At 29.0% G+C, this 21910-nt stretch carries 26 protein-coding genes; 10 read left to right on the top strand and 16 right to left on the bottom strand.

Features of this window, described 5'->3' with window-relative positions:
- Window positions 1–198: 198 nt before the first annotated feature.
- Both METOK_RS07730 and METOK_RS07725 read right to left on the bottom strand, forming a co-directional pair.
- The gene (locus METOK_RS07730) at window positions 199–1173 is read right to left on the bottom strand and encodes a methanogenesis marker 2 protein (protein WP_013867662.1); all 975 of its coding nucleotides are present in this window, start codon (window positions 1171–1173) and stop codon (window positions 199–201) included.
- 89 nt (window positions 1174–1262) lie between these two features.
- Window positions 1263–2507, bottom strand: a complete 1245-nt coding sequence (locus METOK_RS07725; RefSeq protein WP_013867661.1) for a phosphoglycerate kinase — start codon at window positions 2505–2507, stop codon at window positions 1263–1265.
- A 267-nt stretch (window positions 2508–2774) separates the two neighbouring features.
- Between METOK_RS07725 and METOK_RS07720 the strand changes: the two genes are divergently transcribed.
- From METOK_RS07720 to pstK, 5 genes are all read left to right on the top strand, one after another.
- Window positions 2775–3200: an EamA family transporter gene (locus METOK_RS07720; protein ID WP_013867660.1), complete on the top strand. Its 426-nt coding sequence runs from the start codon at window positions 2775–2777 to the stop codon at window positions 3198–3200.
- A 227-nt stretch (window positions 3201–3427) separates the two neighbouring features.
- Window positions 3428–3949 (top strand): hypothetical protein, encoded by a 522-nt coding sequence (locus METOK_RS07715; RefSeq protein WP_013867659.1) that lies wholly within the window; start codon window positions 3428–3430, stop codon window positions 3947–3949.
- Between the two features lie 3 nt (window positions 3950–3952).
- Window positions 3953–4522, top strand: coding sequence for an adenylate kinase family protein (locus tag METOK_RS07710; RefSeq protein ID WP_013867658.1), 570 nt, complete (start codon window positions 3953–3955; stop codon window positions 4520–4522).
- A 215-nt stretch (window positions 4523–4737) separates the two neighbouring features.
- A complete protein-coding gene (twy1, locus tag METOK_RS07705; RefSeq protein ID WP_013867657.1) occupies window positions 4738–5739 on the top strand; it encodes a 4-demethylwyosine synthase TYW1 in 1002 nt (333 codons plus the stop codon).
- 99 nt (window positions 5740–5838) lie between these two features.
- Window positions 5839–6609, top strand: coding sequence for an L-seryl-tRNA(Sec) kinase (gene pstK / locus METOK_RS07700; protein WP_013867656.1), 771 nt, complete (start codon window positions 5839–5841; stop codon window positions 6607–6609).
- 13 nt (window positions 6610–6622) lie between these two features.
- Here pstK and METOK_RS07695 read toward each other — a convergent pair whose 3' ends face one another.
- The 4 genes from METOK_RS07695 to METOK_RS07680 form a co-directional block, all read right to left on the bottom strand.
- Entirely contained in the window at window positions 6623–8773 is a 2151-nt protein-coding gene (locus tag METOK_RS07695; RefSeq protein ID WP_013867655.1) for an ATP-binding protein, read from the bottom strand.
- 56 nt (window positions 8774–8829) lie between these two features.
- Complete coding sequence (locus tag METOK_RS07690; protein ID WP_013867654.1) at window positions 8830–9339, bottom strand: hypothetical protein; 510 nt, start codon at window positions 9337–9339, stop codon at window positions 8830–8832.
- Between the two features lie 190 nt (window positions 9340–9529).
- Window positions 9530–9862, bottom strand: a complete 333-nt coding sequence (locus METOK_RS07685; RefSeq protein ID WP_013867653.1) for a YraN family protein — start codon at window positions 9860–9862, stop codon at window positions 9530–9532.
- A gap of 127 nt (window positions 9863–9989) precedes the next feature.
- Window positions 9990–10394 (bottom strand): nucleoside-diphosphate kinase, encoded by a 405-nt coding sequence (locus METOK_RS07680; protein WP_013867652.1) that lies wholly within the window; start codon window positions 10392–10394, stop codon window positions 9990–9992.
- A 345-nt stretch (window positions 10395–10739) separates the two neighbouring features.
- Here METOK_RS07680 and METOK_RS07675 point away from each other — a divergent pair, with 345 nt between their 5' ends.
- The 3 genes from METOK_RS07675 to METOK_RS08555 are packed head-to-tail and all read left to right on the top strand — an operon-like array spanning window position 10740 to window position 11596.
- Window positions 10740–11033: a transposase gene (locus METOK_RS07675; RefSeq protein WP_048057813.1), complete on the top strand. Its 294-nt coding sequence runs from the start codon at window positions 10740–10742 to the stop codon at window positions 11031–11033.
- Window positions 10948–11364: a transposase gene (locus METOK_RS07670; protein ID WP_013866276.1), complete on the top strand. Its 417-nt coding sequence runs from the start codon at window positions 10948–10950 to the stop codon at window positions 11362–11364. The genes METOK_RS07675 and METOK_RS07670 overlap by 86 nt, the downstream gene beginning before the upstream one ends.
- 37 nt (window positions 11365–11401) lie before the next feature.
- Window positions 11402–11596, top strand: a complete 195-nt coding sequence (locus tag METOK_RS08555) for a hypothetical protein (protein ID WP_157198853.1) — start codon at window positions 11402–11404, stop codon at window positions 11594–11596.
- 128 nt (window positions 11597–11724) lie between these two features.
- Here the strand turns inward: METOK_RS08555 and METOK_RS08670 are convergent, their stop codons facing one another.
- Complete coding sequence (locus tag METOK_RS08670; protein WP_013867651.1) at window positions 11725–12300, bottom strand: hypothetical protein; 576 nt, start codon at window positions 12298–12300, stop codon at window positions 11725–11727.
- A gap of 101 nt (window positions 12301–12401) precedes the next feature.
- Entirely contained in the window at window positions 12402–12740 is a 339-nt protein-coding gene (locus METOK_RS08540) for a hypothetical protein (protein WP_232210803.1), read from the bottom strand.
- Between the two features lie 418 nt (window positions 12741–13158).
- Here METOK_RS08540 and tgtA point away from each other — a divergent pair, with 418 nt between their 5' ends.
- Window positions 13159–15135, top strand: a complete 1977-nt coding sequence (gene tgtA, locus METOK_RS07660; protein WP_013867650.1) for a tRNA guanosine(15) transglycosylase TgtA — start codon at window positions 13159–13161, stop codon at window positions 15133–15135.
- Between the two features lie 47 nt (window positions 15136–15182).
- On the opposite strand, the gene METOK_RS08535 is transcribed toward tgtA, so the two are convergent.
- The 3 genes from METOK_RS08535 to METOK_RS07650 are packed head-to-tail and all read right to left on the bottom strand — an operon-like array spanning window position 15183 to window position 16039.
- Window positions 15183–15377 carry a hypothetical protein gene (locus METOK_RS08535; RefSeq protein WP_157198853.1) on the bottom strand — a complete coding sequence of 65 codons (195 nt, stop codon included), beginning with the start codon at window positions 15375–15377 and terminating at the stop codon, window positions 15183–15185.
- 37 nt (window positions 15378–15414) lie between these two features.
- Window positions 15415–15831, bottom strand: coding sequence for a transposase (locus METOK_RS07655; protein ID WP_013866276.1), 417 nt, complete (start codon window positions 15829–15831; stop codon window positions 15415–15417).
- A complete protein-coding gene (locus tag METOK_RS07650) occupies window positions 15746–16039 on the bottom strand; it encodes a transposase (protein ID WP_048057813.1) in 294 nt (97 codons plus the stop codon). The genes METOK_RS07655 and METOK_RS07650 overlap by 86 nt, the downstream gene beginning before the upstream one ends.
- 226 nt (window positions 16040–16265) lie before the next feature.
- On the opposite strand from METOK_RS07650, the gene mobA reads away from it, so the two are divergent.
- Complete coding sequence (gene mobA / locus METOK_RS07645; RefSeq protein WP_048058107.1) at window positions 16266–16934, top strand: molybdenum cofactor guanylyltransferase; 669 nt, start codon at window positions 16266–16268, stop codon at window positions 16932–16934.
- Window positions 16935–16991: 57 nt separating this feature from the next.
- On the opposite strand, the gene METOK_RS07640 is transcribed toward mobA, so the two are convergent.
- From METOK_RS07640 to feoB, 5 genes are all read right to left on the bottom strand, one after another.
- Entirely contained in the window at window positions 16992–18005 is a 1014-nt protein-coding gene (locus METOK_RS07640) for a deoxyhypusine synthase (RefSeq protein ID WP_013867648.1), read from the bottom strand.
- A gap of 154 nt (window positions 18006–18159) precedes the next feature.
- Complete coding sequence (locus METOK_RS07635; protein ID WP_013867647.1) at window positions 18160–18360, bottom strand: hypothetical protein; 201 nt, start codon at window positions 18358–18360, stop codon at window positions 18160–18162.
- 94 nt (window positions 18361–18454) lie between these two features.
- Complete coding sequence (locus METOK_RS07630) at window positions 18455–19174, bottom strand: FeoA domain-containing protein (protein WP_013867646.1); 720 nt, start codon at window positions 19172–19174, stop codon at window positions 18455–18457.
- A 166-nt stretch (window positions 19175–19340) separates the two neighbouring features.
- Complete coding sequence (locus tag METOK_RS07625; protein ID WP_013867645.1) at window positions 19341–19766, bottom strand: hypothetical protein; 426 nt, start codon at window positions 19764–19766, stop codon at window positions 19341–19343.
- Window positions 19767–19851: 85 nt separating this feature from the next.
- On the bottom strand, window positions 19852–21873 hold the full coding sequence (feoB, locus tag METOK_RS07620) for a ferrous iron transport protein B (protein WP_013867644.1): 2022 nt from the start codon (window positions 21871–21873) through the stop codon (window positions 19852–19854).
- Window positions 21874–21910: the final 37 nt, after the last annotated feature.

Here is a 21910-nt window from a genome sequence, read left to right as displayed (position 1 = left end):
TATTATACCAATTTTTACATTTAGAAATTTTTAAAATACTATAAAAAATATAAAAAATTAAAAACTAATTACGACCTATAAATGTAAAAAAAATAAGGATAAACAATAAATTAACTAAATAAAACTAAAATATAAAGGTATAATAATTATTTAATAATAAAATATAATTTATATAATTAAGTTACATAATATATTAAATCAACATCCACATATATATTCCTTATCAAAATCAAATAAAACTTCCTTATCCTTTCCATCGGTTATTATCAATTGTTTGCTTGCTGTAACTTCACCACATACCTCAGCAGTTATATTTACTAATTCTAAAACTTCTTTTAATCTGTCGATTTTGTCTTCGGGGGCGGTAAATACGAACCCGCATCCAGGATATAATTTTAACCACTTAATAAGTGGAACAGACTCATTTCTTGGTATTTTATTGATATCGACATGAGCTCCTTTTTTTGAAACCTCCAACAGCATGCCGAGTGTTCCCAGAGCTCCGGGGTTGCTTATATCTTTACAGGCATTGGCTAATTTTTCTTCACCAACTATTTCAAGTGCCCTTAATTGGTCTCTAACAAGTTTTTTTGATTTCATCGTTGTAGTATCCCAGTTTAAATCAAAATTTTTATATATTTTTCCATCCAAATCATAGGCAAAAACTATTTTATCTCCGATTTGTGCATTATCGCTTCTTAATATGTTATCCTTTTTAACAATCCCCGTAATTGAAACATCGAGAACATTGTTGTTAGCATCTGGGTGAGTATGACCTCCAACCATAGGCACTCCAAATTTATCCATACCATCCTTTACTCCTTTTAAAACTTTTCTTCCAATATTACAATCCCTTATGCCAATAATATTTGTCATAGCTATTGATTTACCACCCATTGCTGCTATATCATTTGTATTTACCAAAACAGAACAGTATCCGGCCCACCAAGGGTCAGATTCTAATAATTTTCCCCATATACCATCTGCGGCTAACAATATAGCATTTTCATTATCTATGCCGATTACTGCTGCATCATCTCCAAAATCGGAAATAATATCAAAATAATAGTCATTATCTTCAAATTTAAAGTTATTTACAACATTTTTTATTTCTTTTTTTCTTAAAACTCCTTCAAAATTCTTTAATTCACTTGCTATCTTTTTTAAATTCATGAAATCCCCTTTTTAAATTATAATACACTACGATACAATAAATAATATGACAAAATAAAAATAATAAAATAATAAGGACTATACTTATATTACTTTTTATATTTTTGGTATGATTCTTTTAATAGTTCAATAACAGGAAGTTTTTTTCCAGCTAAAAATTCTATACAGGCTCCTCCTCCTGTGCTTATATGGTTTATTTTATCTGAAACGCCTACAACACCTGCGGCAGCGGATAAATGACCTCCACCTATTACAGTAAATGCACCTGACTTTGCCATACTTTTTAATAGTTCTTCGGTTCCTTTTAAGAAGTTTTTATTCTCAAAAACTCCAGCAGGACCATTGGCAACTATTGTTTTTGCATTGCATATAAGCTCATCGTATAGTTTTATTGTTTCGCTTCCTATGTCATGTATTGGATAGTTTATTTCTGTATTGATGTCCAATTCCATCTCTTTTCTGTTTCCATTAATATTCAGTGCAGCATCTACTGGCGTTATTATTTTATCACCATGTTTGTCGAGTAAATCTTTTGCAATTTCAACCTGATTTAAATAACCCATGTCCTCAATTAATTTTTTATTTGGACCTATTTTATACCCTTTGGCAATTAAAAATATATTTGCTACAATTCCTGCGGTTAATACTTTATCGGCAAAATTATTATTTAAAACATTTTTTATGACATCGATACTATCGTCAGCTTTTGCACCGCCCAATACAAAAATAGATGGTCTTTCAGGGTTTTGTATAACTCTGCTAAGTGTTTTTATTTCCTTCTCCATAATTCTTCCCGCAATTGCAGGCATATAATATGCAAGACCTACAAGTGATGGCTGAGCTCTGTGGGCTGCTGCAAATGCATCATTTATAAAATAGTCAAATAGTGAATAAATCTTTTTTAACATTATAGTTTTAGCCTGTTTTTTTGGAGTGATATCCTTCCAATTTTTCCACTCACTCATTACTTCCTCGGAATAAAATCTAACATTTTCAAGCAATAATATATCGCCATTATCCATCCTTTTTATTGAATTTATAGCATGAGAACCAAACATATCGTCGATATATTCAACTTCCTTTCCCAACACCTCGGATAACTTTACAGCGTGAGACTCCAATGTTGTGAAATCCTTTTTTCCAGGCCTACTCTGGTGTGCAAGTATTGCAATCTTTGCCCCTTTTTTTGATAGTTCATTTATTGTATCCACACATGCCTTAATTCTTGTGTCATCCAGTATAATTCCATTATTTACATCTATTGGACTATTTATATCAACTCTTAATGCAACAGTCTTTCCGCTAAAATCAAAGTCATCAATGGTTAATAACATCATATCCCTCCAATAAAACCTAATAAGCATTATATGTTTATTTATATTTATAATTTAGATATTTATACCTCTCATATCTAAATATTATCATTTATCATGTGATGATTTTATTATTATATTTATAATTTTATAATTTTTATATACATAATTTTTATTTACTCATAAAGGTAGTTATAATCATAAACTTAAATAATTTTTCCAATTAATTTAATATTGGGATGATTTATTTTATTTTTAAATAACTATTTTAATATATTTGGTGATATTATGAAGGGAGAATTTTTAGCTTTAATTGTGGCTACCCTGTGGGGAATCACACCTTTAATAGAAAAAAAGGCACTCAATTATATTGACCCATTAATGGCTGTTTTTATAATAATATGTATGAATTTTTCAATAATATCCTCAGTTCTCATTATATTTGGTAAGGTTAATATAACCGATTTATCATCTATACCACTAAGGCCTATCGTTTATTTAGCAATAGTTTCAATACTTGCAGGTGTTGTTGCACAATATCTATTTTATAGAGCTCTTAAAATATCGAACCCTTCAAAAGTAGTAATAATTACAAGCATGTATCCATTGATTACAATACTTGCTTCAAGCATAATATCAAGAGAGCCCCCATCTATTAAAATGATAAGTGGTGCTTTTTTAGTATTTATTGGTATTTTTCTTGTTATGGATTGATAACTGTTATATATAGTTATGAATATAAAAAAATGCTATTAATAATATTTAATAGATATTTACAATATATATAAAAAAATTAATTACTAAATAGAACTTATAGAAAAATATTAATATTGATACATCCATAATTTTTAAATAACCGTGTATATTATTTATATATTATATTTTATTTATTTAATATATTAAATGGTTTATTCAATAGTATTTTATTGGGAGGAATATATATGTTTAAAAAAATAAAAAAAGCTATTGGAATTGGAAATGACAAACCCCCTGTTCAGATTCCTGTTGAAGAGGATGAATATATAGTAATTGGTGATGAACCAGCAGCTTATGAATTAAAAGATGACAAAGAAATTCCACTCCAAAAACATGATAAAGAGCTTAATATGGATTTTAAAGAGCCCCAACTAAATTTAGAAAAATCAAAGGATATATCTACAAGTAGCACTGAAAACTCTAAACCTGAGGTAAAAATAATAACCAAAAAAATCATGCCAAAAATACTGACAACAAGAGTAAAATCTCCTGAGGATTTTGAAAATCTAAAAACAATTGTAGAGCATGATATAATTATAATAAATCTTGAAGATGTGCCTGTTGAAGCCATTGAAAAAGAATTCTTGGATTTTAAGAAATACTTAGAAACATTGAATTATAATCTTGGAAAAATTGATGAAAATGTAATTCTTGCAATTAAATCTGGAATAAATATTGATAAATACACTTCAACAGTAGCTGAGTAATTGGTGATAAACATTAAAATAGCAATAACAGGAACCCCGGGAGTTGGGAAATCCACAGTATCTAAATTGCTTGTTAAAAAATTGAATAATACTGAAAAATTTGGAAATTTTGAATATATAGATATAACTGATGCTGTAAAAGAACATAAATTATACAGCGAAAAAGATGAAAAAATGGATTCTTATGTGGTGGATTTCCAAAAACTTGGTAATTATATAAATGAAATAGTTAAATCCAAATCTGAAAATCTCGTTATCGATGGACATGTTAGTCATTTACTTGATGTAGATTATATTGTAGTATTAAGATGCAATCCTGAAATAGTATCAAATAGATTGAAAGATAGAAACTATTGTAAAGATAAAGTTAAGGAAAATGTGGCAGCGGAAATCTTGGATGTTTGCCTTATCGGAGCTCTGGATAATTCCAACTGTAAGTATGTATATGAGCTCGACACCACATATAAAAATGTGAGCTCCATAGTGGGTGAAATAGTTGATGCTATAACTCACAAAAAAACCAAATATGGAATTGTAAATTGGTTGGATACCTATTTTTACATGTTGGATTAATTATAATTAAAATACTAATAAATAATAAATAATAATTAATAATGATTAATAAAAATAATAGTCAAGATAATATTTAATAATAGTTAAATAGTAGTTATAATAAAAAAATTTTAAAATTTTAAATAATTTTTTATTTTTACGAATAATTATATTATAATAATTTATAATTCTAATTTTTAATTTTCTAATATATAATTTAATATTTAGTGATTAATATGAAAATGAATAAAACAGAAAATAGCAATGGCAATAAATATATTCCAAAGGAAATTTATAACATTTTGAGAAAACAGCACTATCAAATAAAAGACCACAGTGCTGTTAAATTGTGCGGGTGGGTTAGAAAATCACTTCTTGAAAATAAAAACTGCTATAAATCAAAGTTTTATGGAATAGCAACCCATAGATGTATCCAATGCACACCATCGGTAATTTGGTGTCAGCAAAATTGTATATTTTGTTGGAGGGTTCTTCCAACCGATTTAAATGATGATAATGATAAATTTAACAAAAATATTTACTACAAATTACCAAAATGGAAAGAACCCGAGGAAGTCATGAACGATATTTTTGAGATGCATAGGACTATTATAATGGGTTATAAAGGTATATTAGATAGGATAGGTGAAAAGAAATTTAATGAAGCTATAAATCCAAAGCATGTGGCTATATCTTTATCAGGAGAGCCCACCATTTATCCTTATTTGGATGAGTTAATTAAGTTATTCCATAAAAAAGGTTTATCTACATTTGTGGTTTCAAATGGTATATTGACCGATGTTATAGAAAAAATAAATCCAACACAGTTATACATTTCACTTGATGCCTATGATTTGGATAGCTATAAAAAAATATGTAGGGGAAAAGAAACTCAATGGGAAAAAATACTAAATACCCTTGATATTCTTGAATCCAAAAAAAGAACCTGTTTAAGAACAACACTTATAAGAGGATATAACGACAATATAGAAAAATTTATTCCGCTTTATGAGGGGGCAAATACAAACTTCATAGAATTAAAATCTTATATGAATGTGGGATATTCGAGAAAAAGATTGAATCTTGATGATATGCTTAGACATGACGAGATAATCAATTTAAGCAAAACTGTTGAAGAAAACAGCTTTTACAAACTTGAAGATGATGCATTTGACAGCCGAGTATCTCTTCTTGTAAATGAAAATAGAAGAATAAATCCAAAAATTAAATTTGAATAATAATTATTAATAATAATCTATTTAATTTTATTTATTATTTAATTATTAATCATTTATTACTTATTATTTAATTTTATTTTAATTCTATATCGTGATACTATGCTTATAATACTTGTAGGTCTTCCATCTGTGGGAAAAAGCACATTCTCAAAGAAATTATCAAAGAAACTTTATAAAAAAGGAATAGATAATGTAATTTTAGGAACAGATTTAATAAGAGAAAACTTTGCAACATGGAAAGAAGAATATGAGGATTTCATAAAAAATTCAACATACTACTTAATAGACAATGCATTAAAGAACTATGCCGTAATTGTAGATGATTGCAATTACTACAATTCAAAACGGCGTGATTTAATAAATATTGCAAAAAAGAATCGTAAAAATCATATTATTATTTATTTGAAAGCTCCACTTGATGTTCTATTAAAAAGAAATATAGAAAGAGGTGCAAAAATACCAAATGAAGTAATAATAAACATGTTTAATAAATTCGATGAACCTGGAATAAAATATACCTGGGATAAACCGGATATTATAATCGACACTACAAAGGATATTGATTACGATAAAATAATAACCAAAATAATAACCAAAAGAAAAAAACCATTTAAAGAAAAGGTAGAAGTAAAAAAGGCAATATCTAAAAAAGAAAATATATTAAACGAAATTGATAAAATTACTCGTGATATTGTGGGAGAATATATAAAAAATAATAAGTTTGATAAGAACAAAATTAGGGTAATATCGGAGCTCCGAAAAAATTATTTAAAGAAAATCAAAAATAAAGACATGAATAATTATAATTATAAATATAATGCTGATGATATTAAAAAAGAATTTAAGGAATTATTGGATAAAAATATTTAAATTTTAAAATATCTTATGAAACTTTGTAGTATCCAAATTTTGGAGAATATATTTCAGCACTCTTTTTTAATTTTTCCAATAAGTCCTCGGCTTCCTTATCAGATATATTATACTCTGATGCTTTTTCGATAATATCCTCCTCAGAAGCTAATCCATTATCTGATAATGCCGATAATTCTCGTATAATATCTATCATTTTATCCATCTTATCAACTTTTGATTTAGGGAGCTGTCCCATGGCTTTTCCTATATCGTATTTTCCAGTTTCAGGGTCATAAGCCACCTGATTTAAGCACTCCTCAATAATATCTACGGCAACTTTTGCATCCTTTTCTTCAACTTTTTTTGATAATCTCGCCTTAGCATGCATCTCTGAAATCCTTATTGCAGCTTCAAGCTGTCTTGCAGTTACAGGTATTGGGTTATCCCCTTCTCCCAATTTCCTCATATTTACATAATAATTTTTTATCAATTTTTTTGCGGATTTTGTTAAATATGGATTTTTCAATTTAGTTTCATCAACCTCGCCCATAAATAAAGAATGATTATTTTCAAGATATGCACAGGTTCGGGAATATATTATATAATTTTTTATTAGATTCTCATCTACATTTATACCATCTATTTCAACAGAACCTAATATATTATAATCCTTTGTAGCTGTTTCTATGTGGGTGTTTAATATATGTTCGGCTATTTCCTCATCCCTCTTTCTATCTGGGAGGTCTTTTAATGGAAATATTAAATCAAATCTACTTAAAAGAGGTGTTGGAACATTTATCTGTTCTATAACGCCCAAATTAGGGTCAAACCTTCCACGCTTTGGGTTGCATGCTGCAAGAACTGCACATTTTGCAGGTAATTTTACATTAATACCTCCTTTATTTACATGGATGGTTTGAGACTCCATAGCTTCAAGTATGAATTTCATCACATTTCTATCCACGGTGAGCTCATCTATACACGCCGTTCCTTCATTTGCCCTAACAAAAACACCTGGCTTTACAACCCATCCATCCCCTATTTCTGTGCTTTCTCTCACAACATTTGCCGTAAGACCTCCACCTGTTGCAGTGGTAACAGATGCATAGGCATTTTGAGGATATAGCCTTGCTATTCTTCTTAACATTGTTGATTTACCAATACCTGGGTCAGTTATTAGAAGTATATGGCTATCCTTTCTTAATTGGCTACCATCGGGAAGAAACTTTGTGCATCCCTTTATCTGCTGTAAAAATATTGCTTTTTTTACGAGCTCATATCCTTTTATTTGAGGTATAAGATACTGAGATAGAATATCTACTATATTTTTTTTCTTTCCTAACTCATTCAATGTTTCCATTAAATCGTAATTATTTATAATATCTCTTACTTCTATCTTTTGGAAACTCTCATTCAATTTTATTCTGTTGCTTTTAACATATATCTCAAAAACAGGCATATTTGGTTTTGTAAATTTTTTCATGACTGTTCCAACAACATCCACCCTTCCCGAGTATATTCCCTCAGAATTTTCAAGAAATACTCTAATACTCCTTGGTGGGTCATCGGGGTTTTTCATGAGGTCTATTGGCTGTTGAATCTCCAACTCCTGTATATTTATATATGTGGAACTATCCAAATCAAGGGACATTTCAGCTCCACAGTTTTTATTATTACAGAGCATCTTTGGAAATGTGAAATAATTATGTATGGTTTTATACTGTATATTTCCACAATTTCTGCATACAAAACATGCCTTTTTTAATAATGCACAAACTTTTGCTGCTTTTATTATATTTCCTTCAAATTTTACAAGTTTATTAATATCTGAGGAGCTTATTTCATCTATCTTTTTTTCGCATCCAAGGGGTCTTTTAAATGCTATTTGGATTTTTTCCAATTCTTTTTTTATCTTATTATCTTCCCCAAATAGTTCCATATACGCTTCTTTGAATATGTAAAAAATAGCCCCTTCAACCTTTGTTGGATTCTCTATAATTATATCATTTATCTCGCAAATTTCAGGATAATTACTTAAAAAATCCTCTATATCAAACTCAAAAATATTATTTTTAATAAAATTTGATGAAAGATTTGTTTTTATATACTGTTTTATCTTATCGCCGTATGTATTTAAAAAATCCTCTTCATCAAATTCTAAATAATCGTTTTCTTTATTCATAATATCCCTTATAAAATTATTAAATTATAATTATTAAATTATGATATTTTTAACTTTTAAATTTTTAAATTTTTTCCAAAATTTTTGAGTTTAAAAACGAGCTCTTTTAAATCTTCAATATTTTTAACCTTTATGTCTTTTTTCTGAGGAAATTTTAATATAATCTCATCGAATAAATTAGTATTCATAGGTTTTTTAATGAGGTAATAATATCTCGATATGCAGTTTATTCTCGCAGTTATGAGCTCACTTAAATAATTTAAACAGGTATTTATGTTATTCATATCATCGGTAATTAAATAGCCTGATTTTTTTGATTTTAAGAATGCAATTCCAATAATTACCTCTTCAAGTGGATACTTTATAAGCTCCTTTGATTTTTGCTGTTCCTTTTTTAATTCATAAAGAGATATTGCTAAATCTTGAAGACTATCCCATTGTAAATCAAAATCAACATTTCCATTAGCAATATCTTCCTTTTTAAGTTTCCACAATGGAACTTCCTTACCATCAACTATTACTTCGTATTCCAAACATTTTTGGAATAATACTTCATAAACATCCATGTTTTCACTATTTTAAGTTATTGTTAATAAATGAACTAGGTAATATCAAGTATTGCATATTACATTTTGACAATACTTATTATCACATAATTACATAACCTATAATTTATAAATCATGTAGATTTTTATTATCTTTATGTTTATTTTTTCATACCTTGTATTTTTATATCCTATTCCACATATTGGATTATTAATCTCTTATTATTTTAACCCCGTTTTTTTTAGCTAATTCCTGTGCAGGTTTTGTAAATTTAACTCTTTTACTAACATAAAATACAGCCTTAGCTCTAATTTTATTTGATTTTTTAATATGTTTTTCTACCGCCGTACTTGTCAGGATTTGCTTTCCACTTTTAACTTCGATGGAATATTTTTTATTCCCCCTTTTTGTTATTATGTCATATTCTGCTTTTTTATGCTGGTTTAATCTTTTAACTGAATTTCGTTCTAATATTTTATGTCCTGATTTTTTTAATTTCTTGGCTACAATAGTTTCCTTTTTACTTCCTTTTCTTTTTGCCATAATATCACTTAAATAATTAATAAAAATAATAAGCGGGCAATACTAAAATATTTTCCTTTTAGTTAAAATATATATAAAAAGTAATAAAAACTAAAATATATTTTATATAATATATTATATATTGTATTTATTGTCCAAAAAACAGATTTATTTCTCTTTCTGCACTCTCTTTTGAATCTGATGCATGTATTACATTGTCTGGTGTAGAATATGCAAAATCCCCTCTTATAGTTCCAACATCTGCTTCCAAAGGATTTGTTTTTCCAATCATTTTTCTAACAACAGAAATAGCATTTTCTCCCTCAATTACCATTGCTACAACTCTACCTGAACTCATAAAATTTACAAGTTTTTCATAGTAGTCTTTACCTTTATGTTCCTCATAGTGCTTCTCTGCGAGCTCCCGCGAAATTTTCATCATCTTCATGTTCAATATGTCAAACCCTTTATCTTCAAACCTCTGAATAATCCTTCCTATGAGTTTTCTCTGGACTGCATCAGGTTTTAACATAACAAAAGTCTTTTCTTTCATAATGCCCCTCCATAAATTTAGTTATAACAGGTAAAAGTGAATTATCCCTCCTTATGGAATGGGACTTCTTGCGGAATAAGTTAAAAATATACCATAAGATATAATATGAAGTATGCATGATATAAAAATATTGTCGAACATAATATACAATAACATAAATATGTTATAGTAATATATATACACATATATGTGTGCATATATTTTATTTTATGTAAATATATGAATATTTAATTATGCAAATAATTCTCTTTTTATAAATTAACCTATAGAGTGTGGTGCATAATTAAAAAACTTAAATATAAGAAAGTGAGTATAGTCCAAATAAAAATCAAAAAAGTGACAAAAATGAATCCTGTTGAAATAGTTATTACTTCAATAGATAAATACCTTACTGATAAAATCAAGCAACCAAATCGTAGAGGACCTAATGGTTATGAGTTAGTACTTAAGTTGAGATTGTTAGTTTATGGAGTTTTAAAAGGATTACATTACACTAGGGAGTTATGGAGACATTTAAAGAAGAATCCTGACATTTCAAAGGAGTTGGGCTTTGATGCAGTTCCACATAGAACAACCATATATAGGTGGAAAAAAATCGTTAGACAAAGAATTAAAGGAACTAACTTCCTTATTGGGTGATACTTACTTATGTTTGAATGATTCTAAATGGCTTGTAATGGATTCTACGCCTATAATCGATGAGGAAGATGAGGATAGTGAGGTAGGATATAATAGCAAGGGAAGGTTTGTAGGATTTAAATTACACTTATCCTGTGATGAACACTTAGTGCCATTAAGGGCAGAATTTACTAAAGCCAATATTCATGATGTAACTGTTTCTGAAAGTTTATTATCTCCTGTAAAATATGGTAGTGCAGATTCTGCCTATGATTGTAAGAATTTAAAACTAACAGCATGGCAAGTTCATGGTGTTATGTTAGGAACTGGACAATCCAAGAAGATTAGGTAAAGATAAGAAAAGGAAAATGAATAAAAAATTTGCAAACATGAGAAAACGAATAGAACAACTGAATTCAATAGTAAAAAACCAGATTATGAACAGATTCTGGACGAACATTAAAGGTTTTAAGAAGAAATACATTTTCTGCATGTTATCAGTTGCAGTGGCACAAGTATTAGCTATTTATACATTAAAAACTTATGTTAATCCATTCATAAGGATTAAAGAAGTTAGGGTGTAAATTCAAATGTATGAATTATGCACCATGCTCAATAGTAACTAAATATAAATAATAAAATATTTTATAATTTTTTATGTAATTATTTATGATATATTATATTTTGTTTTTTATTATTACTGACAGTGTGATTACGGTATTCCTCTCTTTATTAGTTCTTTACTACACGATTTAACCACTTCATAAAATGATAAACCATATTTATGGCTTAAATATTCTATGCAATTTGAAACTATTGCTAAAAATCTAATAAACCCTATATTACTATTTTTAGATGTTAAATAGTTCCCTTCAATTTTTAAAACTGATTTATCCCTTCGATGCTTTTCTTCTATCATAGGTCTCTTGATATATTCCCCTATTATATTTTCTGCCTTCTTTTTATGGTCTATACATACCAAATACTTGGGTTCTTTCTGGTTTCGAAGCGAATCTGAAAGATTCGCTGACTTACAAAAACCCCTTGGGTTTTTGTTAAGTTTCATTAGCACTGCAACGATTTTAACCCTACCTACATTAGGGATATTAACCACTTTATGATATAGTTTAACTTCTGTTTCGTTAATTGTCCTTAATTTAAACTTATTTTCTTCCAAATCCTTCTTAAATAGTTTTTCTATTTGGACTTTCTTACCAAAATACTCAACTATGATGTTTTTCTTAATTTTCCCAATGTAACATAGACCCAATTTCTTAGACTCCTTCATAACATCCTTTGTAGTTATAAAAGCGTCTCCTATTACCGTCCTGATATCGGTGTTGGATAAGAACCCAAGAATATCTATAAATATATTTGTAGATTTTTTGTTTAAAGGTTTTGTTGTAGTATAAATTGAGTATATCCCTTTTTATTATGATAAATACAGCAATTTATTTGTTCTTGATATAATTTTCTATGTTCTTCGATGTAATTATATCTAATAATACATCCATAAACCTTTTCACTCCATCTCCTTATGAATGTTGAATCAATTATTGCAGTGAATCTAAACCTTTTATCATTCAAGATATCGGGAAGGCTTGCTAATTGGTTATATACGCAAATCTCATTTTTTGATAGTTTTTGAATGTTTTTGATGATGGTAGTTCTGTGGATTTTTGAAATACTCTCTGAAAATGCTTTAATGGTCTTTATTGGGGTTAGCACTCTAACCTGTGCAAACCTGGATAACTCATCTGAACAGTTAAATCCTAAACTATTTATAGAATTAGTGAGTACATTATTAAGTGTTTCTAACCTGTTATCACTAAACTTTTTTATTTGAGTATGTTCCTTTTAACTATTTTTATTTTTCGATGTTAAGGTTGATATCGTTAAATCAAACTACAGTTATTATTAATTTTATTAATTTAGTCTTTTTTATTTTAAAAAATTATAAATATTCTTTCCCTTATATGTTTAGCAGTCCTTAATTTATAGCATGTATATGTATGTATTTATATGTATTATTTATACTACCTAATTATTGTATTGATATATAATTTTATCTAAATTATTAATTTATGTTATTTTAAATTTAATTAAAATTTAAATAACCCATAATTATTAAACGAAAGGTGAATTTATGTTTGAGATAAAACACAGAGATGGCATGGGAAGGATAGGAAAATTAAAAATAAATGGAAAAATAGTAGAAACACCAACAATAATGCCTGTTGTTCATCCAAACCCTAAAAAACAAACCGTCTCAATAGACAAAATTAGAGAGCTCGCAGATGTAATTATTACAAATTCTTATATCACATATTCAAATCCCGAGTTAAGAACAATTGCCGAAGAAAGGGGCATCCACAATTTAATAGGATTTGATAAAGTCATAGTAACGGATAGTGGTTCTTTTCAACTCAGCGTTTATGGTGATGTGGCAGTAAAACCATTGGAAATAGTAGAATTCCAAGAAAAAATAGGCGTGGATGTTGGAACAATATTGGATATTCCAACAGCACCCTATGTAAATAGAGAGCAGGCAGAAAAAGAATTGGGAGAAACTATAAAAAGAGCAAAGGAATCAATAGAATTAAAAGAAAAAAACAACTATAAATTACTTTTAAACGGCACAATTCAAGGCTCTACATATATGGATTTAAGGAGGAAAAGTGCAGAAATTATGGGAAAATTAAACTTCGACATATATCCAATTGGTGCTGTTGTGCCTCTTATGGAAAATTACGATTATAAAACTGTTGTAGATATAATAATAAATTCAAAAATGTTCCTTCCAACAAATAAACCAGTTCATCTCTTTGGATGTGGTCATCCTATGATGTTTGCCCTTTCTGTTGCGTTGGGATGTGATTTGTTCGATAGTGCGGCTTATGCACTGTATGCAAAGGACGGCAGGTATTTAACAGAGGATGGCACTATTCATTTGGAAGATTTAAAAGATTTAGATAATTTTCCATGCTCATGTCCTGTTTGTAGTAAATACTCTCCAAAGGAACTTTATAATATGAATAAAAAAGATAGAACAAGATTATTGGCTGAACACAATCTATATATTACTTTTGAAGAGATTAACAGAATTAAAAATGCCATTAAAGAAGGCAATTTATGGGAGCTCGTAGAGGAGAGATGTAGATGTCATCCAAAATTATTGGAGGCATACAGAAGGGCATTAACATATAACGATTTTATTGAAAGATTTGACCCAATCACAAAGAAATCTGCATTTTTCTACAACGGATATGAGAGTATGTTTAGACCCGAGGTATTGAGGCATAAAAAGAGGCTTAATAGAATAAAATTTGATAAAATATTTATTACTACTGTATCAAAGGATATTAAAAGACCTTACAGTGAGCATATAAACAATATGCACAGCGATGTAGATATTCTTATAAAGGATGATGTATTTGGATTGGTGCCTTTAAATATAGATACAGTATATCCCTTATCCCAAAATGAAATCCCCGAGCTCTATGATTATGAAAAATTGCATAATAAAAAATTTGTAGAAGAGTTTTTAGAGCAATTCCGCAACAATGAGAATAACAATGATAAAATAATGGATATACATACTTATAATTATTATACAAGCTATTATAACTCCAACCATAATAAAAATAAGATAGATAGAGATGCTTTAAGAATAGATAGAATGCTTCAATATCAATATGGTTTTAAAATACTCGATGATGAGCTCCTACAAAATATTATTATAAAGCGAAGTAAAAAAACTGGAAGAATAAGAAATGTGTTAATCGATGTAAATGGTAAAAAAGAGGTTCTATTTACATTAAGGGCAAATGATAATCTTCTCATACCTGCAAAAGAGGGGGCAAAACTTCTCCATAAAAAAATACCGTTCCCAAATTACAGGGTAGTTGTAGATAAATCTGTTCAAGAGTTTGCAAGGGATGGAAAATCCGTATATGCAAAGTTTGTAATTGACTGCGATAGGGAGCTCCGACCTTATGAAGAGGTGCTTGTTGTGAATGAAGATGACGAGCTCCTTGCGTATGGCACTACCATATTGAATGGACAGGAGCTCATGGAGTTTGACTATGGTGTTGCAGTCAATGTAAGGGGAGGTTTGCAATAATTAAATAAATATATTAAGAGCATGGTGCATAATTCATACATTTGAATTTACACCCTAACTTCTTTAATCCTTATGAATGGATTAACATAAGTTTTTAATGTATAAATAGCTAATACTTGTGCCACTGCAACTGATAACATGCAGAAAATGTATTTCTTCTTAAAACCTTTAATGTTCGTCCAGAATCTGTTCATAATCTGGTTTTTTACTATTGAATTCAGTTGTTCTATTCGTTTTCTCATGTTTGCAAATTTTTTATTCATTTTCCTTTTCTTATCTTTACCTAATCTTCTTGGATTGTCCAGTTCCTAACATAACACCATGAACTTGCCATGCTGTTAGTTTTAAATTCTTACAATCATAGGCAGAATCTGCACTACCATATTTTACAGGAGATAATAAACTTTCAGAAACAGTTACATCATGAATATTGGCTTTAGTAAATTCTGCCCTTAATGGCACTAAGTGTTCATCACAGGATAAGTGTAATTTAAATCCTACAAACCTTCCCTTGCTATTATATCCTACCTCACTATCCTCATCTTCCTCATCGATTATAGGCGTAGAATCCATTACAAGCCATTTAGAATCATTCAAACATAAGTAAGTATCACCCAATAAGGAAGTTAGTTCCTTTAATTCTTTGTCTAACGATTTTTTTCCACCTATATATGGTTGTTCTATGTGGAACTGCATCAAAGCCCAACTCCTTTGAAATGTCAGGATTCTTCTTTAAATGTCTCCATAACTCCCTAGTGTAATGTAATCCTTTTAAAACTCCATAAACTAACAATCTCAACTTAAGTACTAACTCATAACCATTAGGTCCTCTACGATTTGGTTGCTTGATTTTATCAGTAAGGTATTTATCTATTGAAGTAATAACTATTTCAACAGGATTCATTTTTGTCACTTTTTTGATTTTTATTTGGACTATACTCACTTTCTTATATTTAAGTTTTTTAATTATGCACCACACTCTTATAATAGTATATATTTTTAGATTATAATTAAATTGATAACGTATAATAATAATAACATGACGGATTAAATACCATTAAACAAAAAATCATTTAAATTAAAATTAATAATATAGCAATATGTAAGTTTGTTAAGTTGATACCATGGTTATGATTTCGGCAATTATACTCTCAGGCGGAAATGCGAGAAGAATGGGTGGAGAAAAACCTTTTAGAAAACTAAACAATAATTATTTAATAGAAAATGTTGCAAATGTGCTTATTGAAATGAATATCCCCTTTACAATTGTATTTAAACATTTAAATAATCTCTATTATGAAGATATAAAAAAACAACATTATATGTTTAAAAAATATCATCAAACGATTACATGGGATATTATAAATGATAAAGGACCGATTGTGGGTATATTATCAGGTATGAGGATATTAGATACAGAATGGATAATAACTTTACCGTGTGATATGCCACTTATAAATAAAAGTTCAATAAACAACTTATTAAATTATATTCCTATTGCAGATTCTGAAAAATATGACTGTATCATACCAAAACACAAAAATGGATACATAGAGCCCTTATTTTCAATATATAAAAAATCGTCAATAAAGATATTAACGGAGCTCGTAAAAAAAATAATCATTGAAGAAAATAAATCTTTACCAATAAGAAGATTTATTGATGAATTAAACCCCTTATATATCCCAGTGGATGAAATAGACCCTACAAAAAAGACTTTTGTAAATGTAAATACTCAGGACGATTTAAAGACTATAAAATATAAGAATAAAGAAAAAAATTACTTAAATAAAAAATGATACCAATAAAATAATATAAAAATAATATAAAATAAAAATAAGAATAAATAATTAATATTACTTAAACACGCTATAAACAATCATTGGAAATACTATTGTAGCATCTGCCCAGACTTCGACATAATCTGCTTTTGTCTGAATTTTACCCCATGATACCCCTTCTTCTGGCGGAGCTCCGCTAAGGGAACCATCCCATGGAACAGCCGTGGTTATATATATAGCATAATCAGTCCCTTCTCTGAATAAATTTGCATTTATTATACTATGCTTTGGTAGGGAACCTCCTAATACAATACATGCCGTTTTTTTAGCATATACTGCCATGTTGTTAAGTTTAACAATATCTTCTGCAATATCTATTTTTAGATTAGATTTATTTTCAAGTTTATAAAAGTAAATCATATCTCCAATCGAGCCATCGGTTATAGCAGGACAAAAGATAGGTATTTCGTTTTTATAAGCCCAATATAATATGGATTTCTCTTTTACATCATCTTCAAGCTTTTCGTCCATAAATTTACCCATTTCATAACAAAATTCACTCGCAGATATGATTTTATGTTCTTCTTTCTGTTTTTTATCCAACCTCTCAAAAAATTCCATCATGTATTTTTCAAACTCCACATACCTATCATTTGGAACAAGAATATTTCCAATCCTATTAATCCCTCTTTCTCTTAAATAAGCCCCCTTTAAATCCCAATCACCAATTATAAATGGTTTTAAGCATTTTATAAAATCCTCCTCTATACCTCCAGCCGTTGTTACTATCACATCCATTTTTTTATGCTTTGCAAGATAGGCTACAATCTCTCTTAACCCAGAAGATACTATATTGGAGGTATATCCCATGAATACAGTCATTTCGTCTTTTCCCTTATTTCTTATCTGTTCTATTTTCTTCCATATCTTAACAGCTTTTCCAAGATGCGTAGCTTGGAATCCTATTTTTTCATAATAATCGGTTATAATATTGGTTAAAGATATATCATCTTCCAGCCATGGACCTTCAACATTTAAGCCCTTAATATCTTCGCTCTCTTTTAAAATAATATCTTTTGGTTCTGTCATTCTTTCACCAATAAATATAATAATTAATAAATGTTATAATAAATGTCATAAAACAGAGAAAAATATTATTTTTTATTTAATATATTACTTTCGATTTAAGTAACCTATATTTAATTTATTTAAATAGTTATTTAAAGTTTAAAAAAGTTTATATTTATAATTTTTTACCTCTTATACTAGATTTACAACTTAAACCTGAATTCCTAACTTTTAAATAGCTACTGCAATGGTTTTTGCATGGACAGGTAGAACATGCTATTTTAGTGGCAGTAGCTAATATAGCATCCATTATATTTCCTTTCGTATTTTTATTTCCCATATTTCTATCCTTTTTATCATCTTTATTATTACTCACATAATCACCCTTATTTTTTATTATTTTTATTTTAATTAAATTATTTAACCTTACTTAAATATATTTTAAAAAAATAAATGGTATTAGGAATAAATTAAACAGATAATTCAACCCAGATTTTTTCTGCTTTGCCTTTTCCAATAGATACTTCTTTATCATCTATTTTTAAAACCATAAACTCGCCTTCACCAGTAGATTCATACGTGCAAGGTTTTTCAGAAACCAATACTATTTTTTTGCCTATAATGTCCTCATCTCCAATTTTTTCTTTTAATTTATTCAAAAAGCTGGTTCCTCCCATATATCCGCATATAACTCCTTCTTCTTTACATGATATAGCTTGATAAGCTTTTCCATTTTTATCCACCATAATCTTTGCAGCTTGTCCTGTTCCTAATTCAACATCTTTGTTGTCGATTTTAAATAAATAGGATTTATCATCTCCATGACCCTTTAACTTAATATTTACATCCTTACTTACTCCTATCATTTTAAGAGCTCCTATTGAATTTTTGTTTAATTCGCTTAAATCTGTAACAACCCCTTCATCTCCAACTTTTAAATCTGATAAAGATTTATCACCAACCTTTATTTTTTTAGCTATACCCCTTGGAAGCACCATTTCTCTACCATCTACTTCAACCATTAAAGGTTCTCCCTCTTTATCTTCTAAACCTTTTGATACAACCTCAACAATACTGTTTTCTACTATGCCTTTGTCTTTTAACTCACTTTTAACGGATTCTCCACCGTCTATTCTTACGATTTTTAAAACATCTCCTTTCTTAGCATCTATTAATTGAAATTCAGACATTTATACCACCTCATTATTATTTAAGTTTGGTTAATTTATTTACATATAATTAATTTATTTAATCATATTTAAATCTTTCTATTTTATTCCAATATTACTTTATTGTCATATATTTATTAATTTTATTTTAGATAATTATTAGTTAATAATATGTAGTATCAAATATTTAGTATTTCGCATTTTTTAATGATGATTTTTGAATATTTTTTGCCATATAAAATGGTATAACTGTAATTATTCCTAATATTAAATATATTGATATTTCACACCAATCTGCGTAATCGTCCATTCCAACATAATAACCTAAGGCATTCGATACAATCGTAAGTATATAGATAATGGCAATGCCAACCCCCATTAAACTTGCCGTATAGCCATAGGATACCCCCCTAATACTATCATGAATCGATTTTTTAAATCCTACTAAATATACACTGCCTATTGTTAATAAGGCTATACTACCAAATAAATCTCCTGTAAATACATCACTTAAATTTATACCTGCAAATGATAGGAGCTCCATTATTCCGCATATAATATAACCACATCCAAAGATTAAATCAAGGGATTTTATACAAGAACCACCTTCCATTAAATATCACCTTTTTATTAGTTATTTAAGTTATTAAGTTATAATTTATTTAATTTATTTAAAAAATTTAAGGTATATTAAATATTCATTTAAAATAAAATATTAAATGTCCAATCACTGTAATACCAAGAGCTACAATATAAGCCAATATTAACCCATAACCAACAGTGAATAATGCCCATTTCCATCCGATTTCCTGTTTTATAACACCAATTGTAGCCACACATGGTATATATATTAAAACAAATGCCATAAATGCATATGCTGTTACTGGGTCAAAAGCTCCTGAATGAGCAATTGCACTCTGTAATGCCACATCATCTTCACCTACACCATACAACATACCAAATGTTCCAACTACAACTTCTTTTGCTATAAATCCAAAGAACAAAGCCACAACAGCTTTCCAATCCCATCCCATTGGGCTAAATATTGGTGCCAATGAATGACCCAATAATGCCACCCAAGATTTTGCCAATAAAGCCTCATTATCTAAAGCTCCTGCACCCAAATATCCTGCTGGTCCAAATACTGACAATAGCCATACTAAAACAACCCCTCCAAATATGATGGTTCCTGCCTTTGTTAAGAATTTACTTGACCGTTCCCATGTATTTCCAAGTATATTTTTCCAGTTAGGTTTGTTGTATGGTGGGAGCTCCATAATAAAATGAGACGGCTTTCCTTTGAATATAAGCTTTCTAAATAGATATGCCATAATCAATGCTAAAACCACCCCTAACACATACATGCTTGTAACCACAGAACCAGCATTAGCTGCAAAAAAGGCCCCTGCAATAATAACATACACGGGCAACCTTGCACTACAAGACATTAAAGGATTTACAAGTATAGTTAATATTCTATCTTTTTCATCTTCAAGGGTTCGAGTTGCCATTATTGCTGGAACATTACATCCAAAGCCCATAACAAGAGGAATTACAGATTTACCATGTAATCCAAATTTATTCATTACCTTATCCATAACAAATGCAGCTCTTGCCATATATCCGCTGTCTTCGAGAAATGAGAATGCCAAGAACATACATATTATTGGTGGTAAAAATACAAGAACACTACCAAGACCTGCTATAATTCCATCTCCAAGTAACGATGCTACCCATCCCGTGAAATAACTACTAACAAAATCACCAAGCCATCCAAAGAATGTATCAATCATATCCGAATATGGTGCAGAAACATTGAATGTAAATTGGAATGCCATCCACAGAAAAGTTATCAATATGGGTATTCCAAGGTATTTATGGGTGAATACTTCGTCGAGCATCTTGGTTGTAGTTAATGCTCCGGCTTTTTTTGTTGTAGCGTCATTTACGATATTTGATATAATTCTATATCTTTCATCGGCTATTGCACTATTCACATCTTCATACTTTTTATTTAGTTCATTCAATATATCGCTTAATTCCTCTTTAAACTCACTATATACACTACTGTTTTTGATTATTTCAATAACATAATCGTCATTTTCTAATGACTTTATTGCAAGATATTTTAGATTATATTTATCCTTTAATCCGTTATCCTTACTTAAAATATTTATTAATCGCAGTATATAGGGCTCAAAATTTGAATAAATTACTTCTGATGGTTTTTTTCCAATTGATTTATCAATGGTCTTTTTTAATTCTTCAATACCTTGCTCCTTTGAGGCTATCATAGGAACTACTGGAACTCCAAGCAATTCTTCAAGCCTTTTAACATCAATGTTATATCCCATTTCTTTTGCAAGGTCCATTTTATTTAGTGCAATAACAACATTTGCACCAATTTCAAGCAATTGGAAGGTTAGATATAGGTTTCTCTCAATATTGGAGGCATCTACTATATCGACTACAACATTTGGTTTTTCATTTATTATGTAATCTCGTGCAACCTGTTCATCCACAGACCTTGCAGTTAAACCATAAACTCCAGGTAAATCTACAACTTTATATTTAAATCCACCATATTTAAACTCCCCTTCCTTTTTTTCAACTGTAACACCTGGCCAATTTCCAATGTGCTGTTTTAATCCAGTTAGGGCATTAAAAACTGTGGATTTTCCAGTATTTGGATTTCCAATCAGTGCTATTTCATATTGCATATATTATTCACCTCTAAATCCATATTTTACCTCTTAC

Origin of the sequence: Methanothermococcus okinawensis IH1 (assembly GCF_000179575.2) — an archaeon.
In the GTDB taxonomy this organism is placed as follows: Archaea; AGJL01; Methanococci; order Methanococcales; family Methanococcaceae; genus Methanofervidicoccus; species Methanofervidicoccus okinawensis.
Note: the sequence above shows the minus strand (reverse complement) of the source record. Positions and strands in the feature narration are given on the sequence as shown.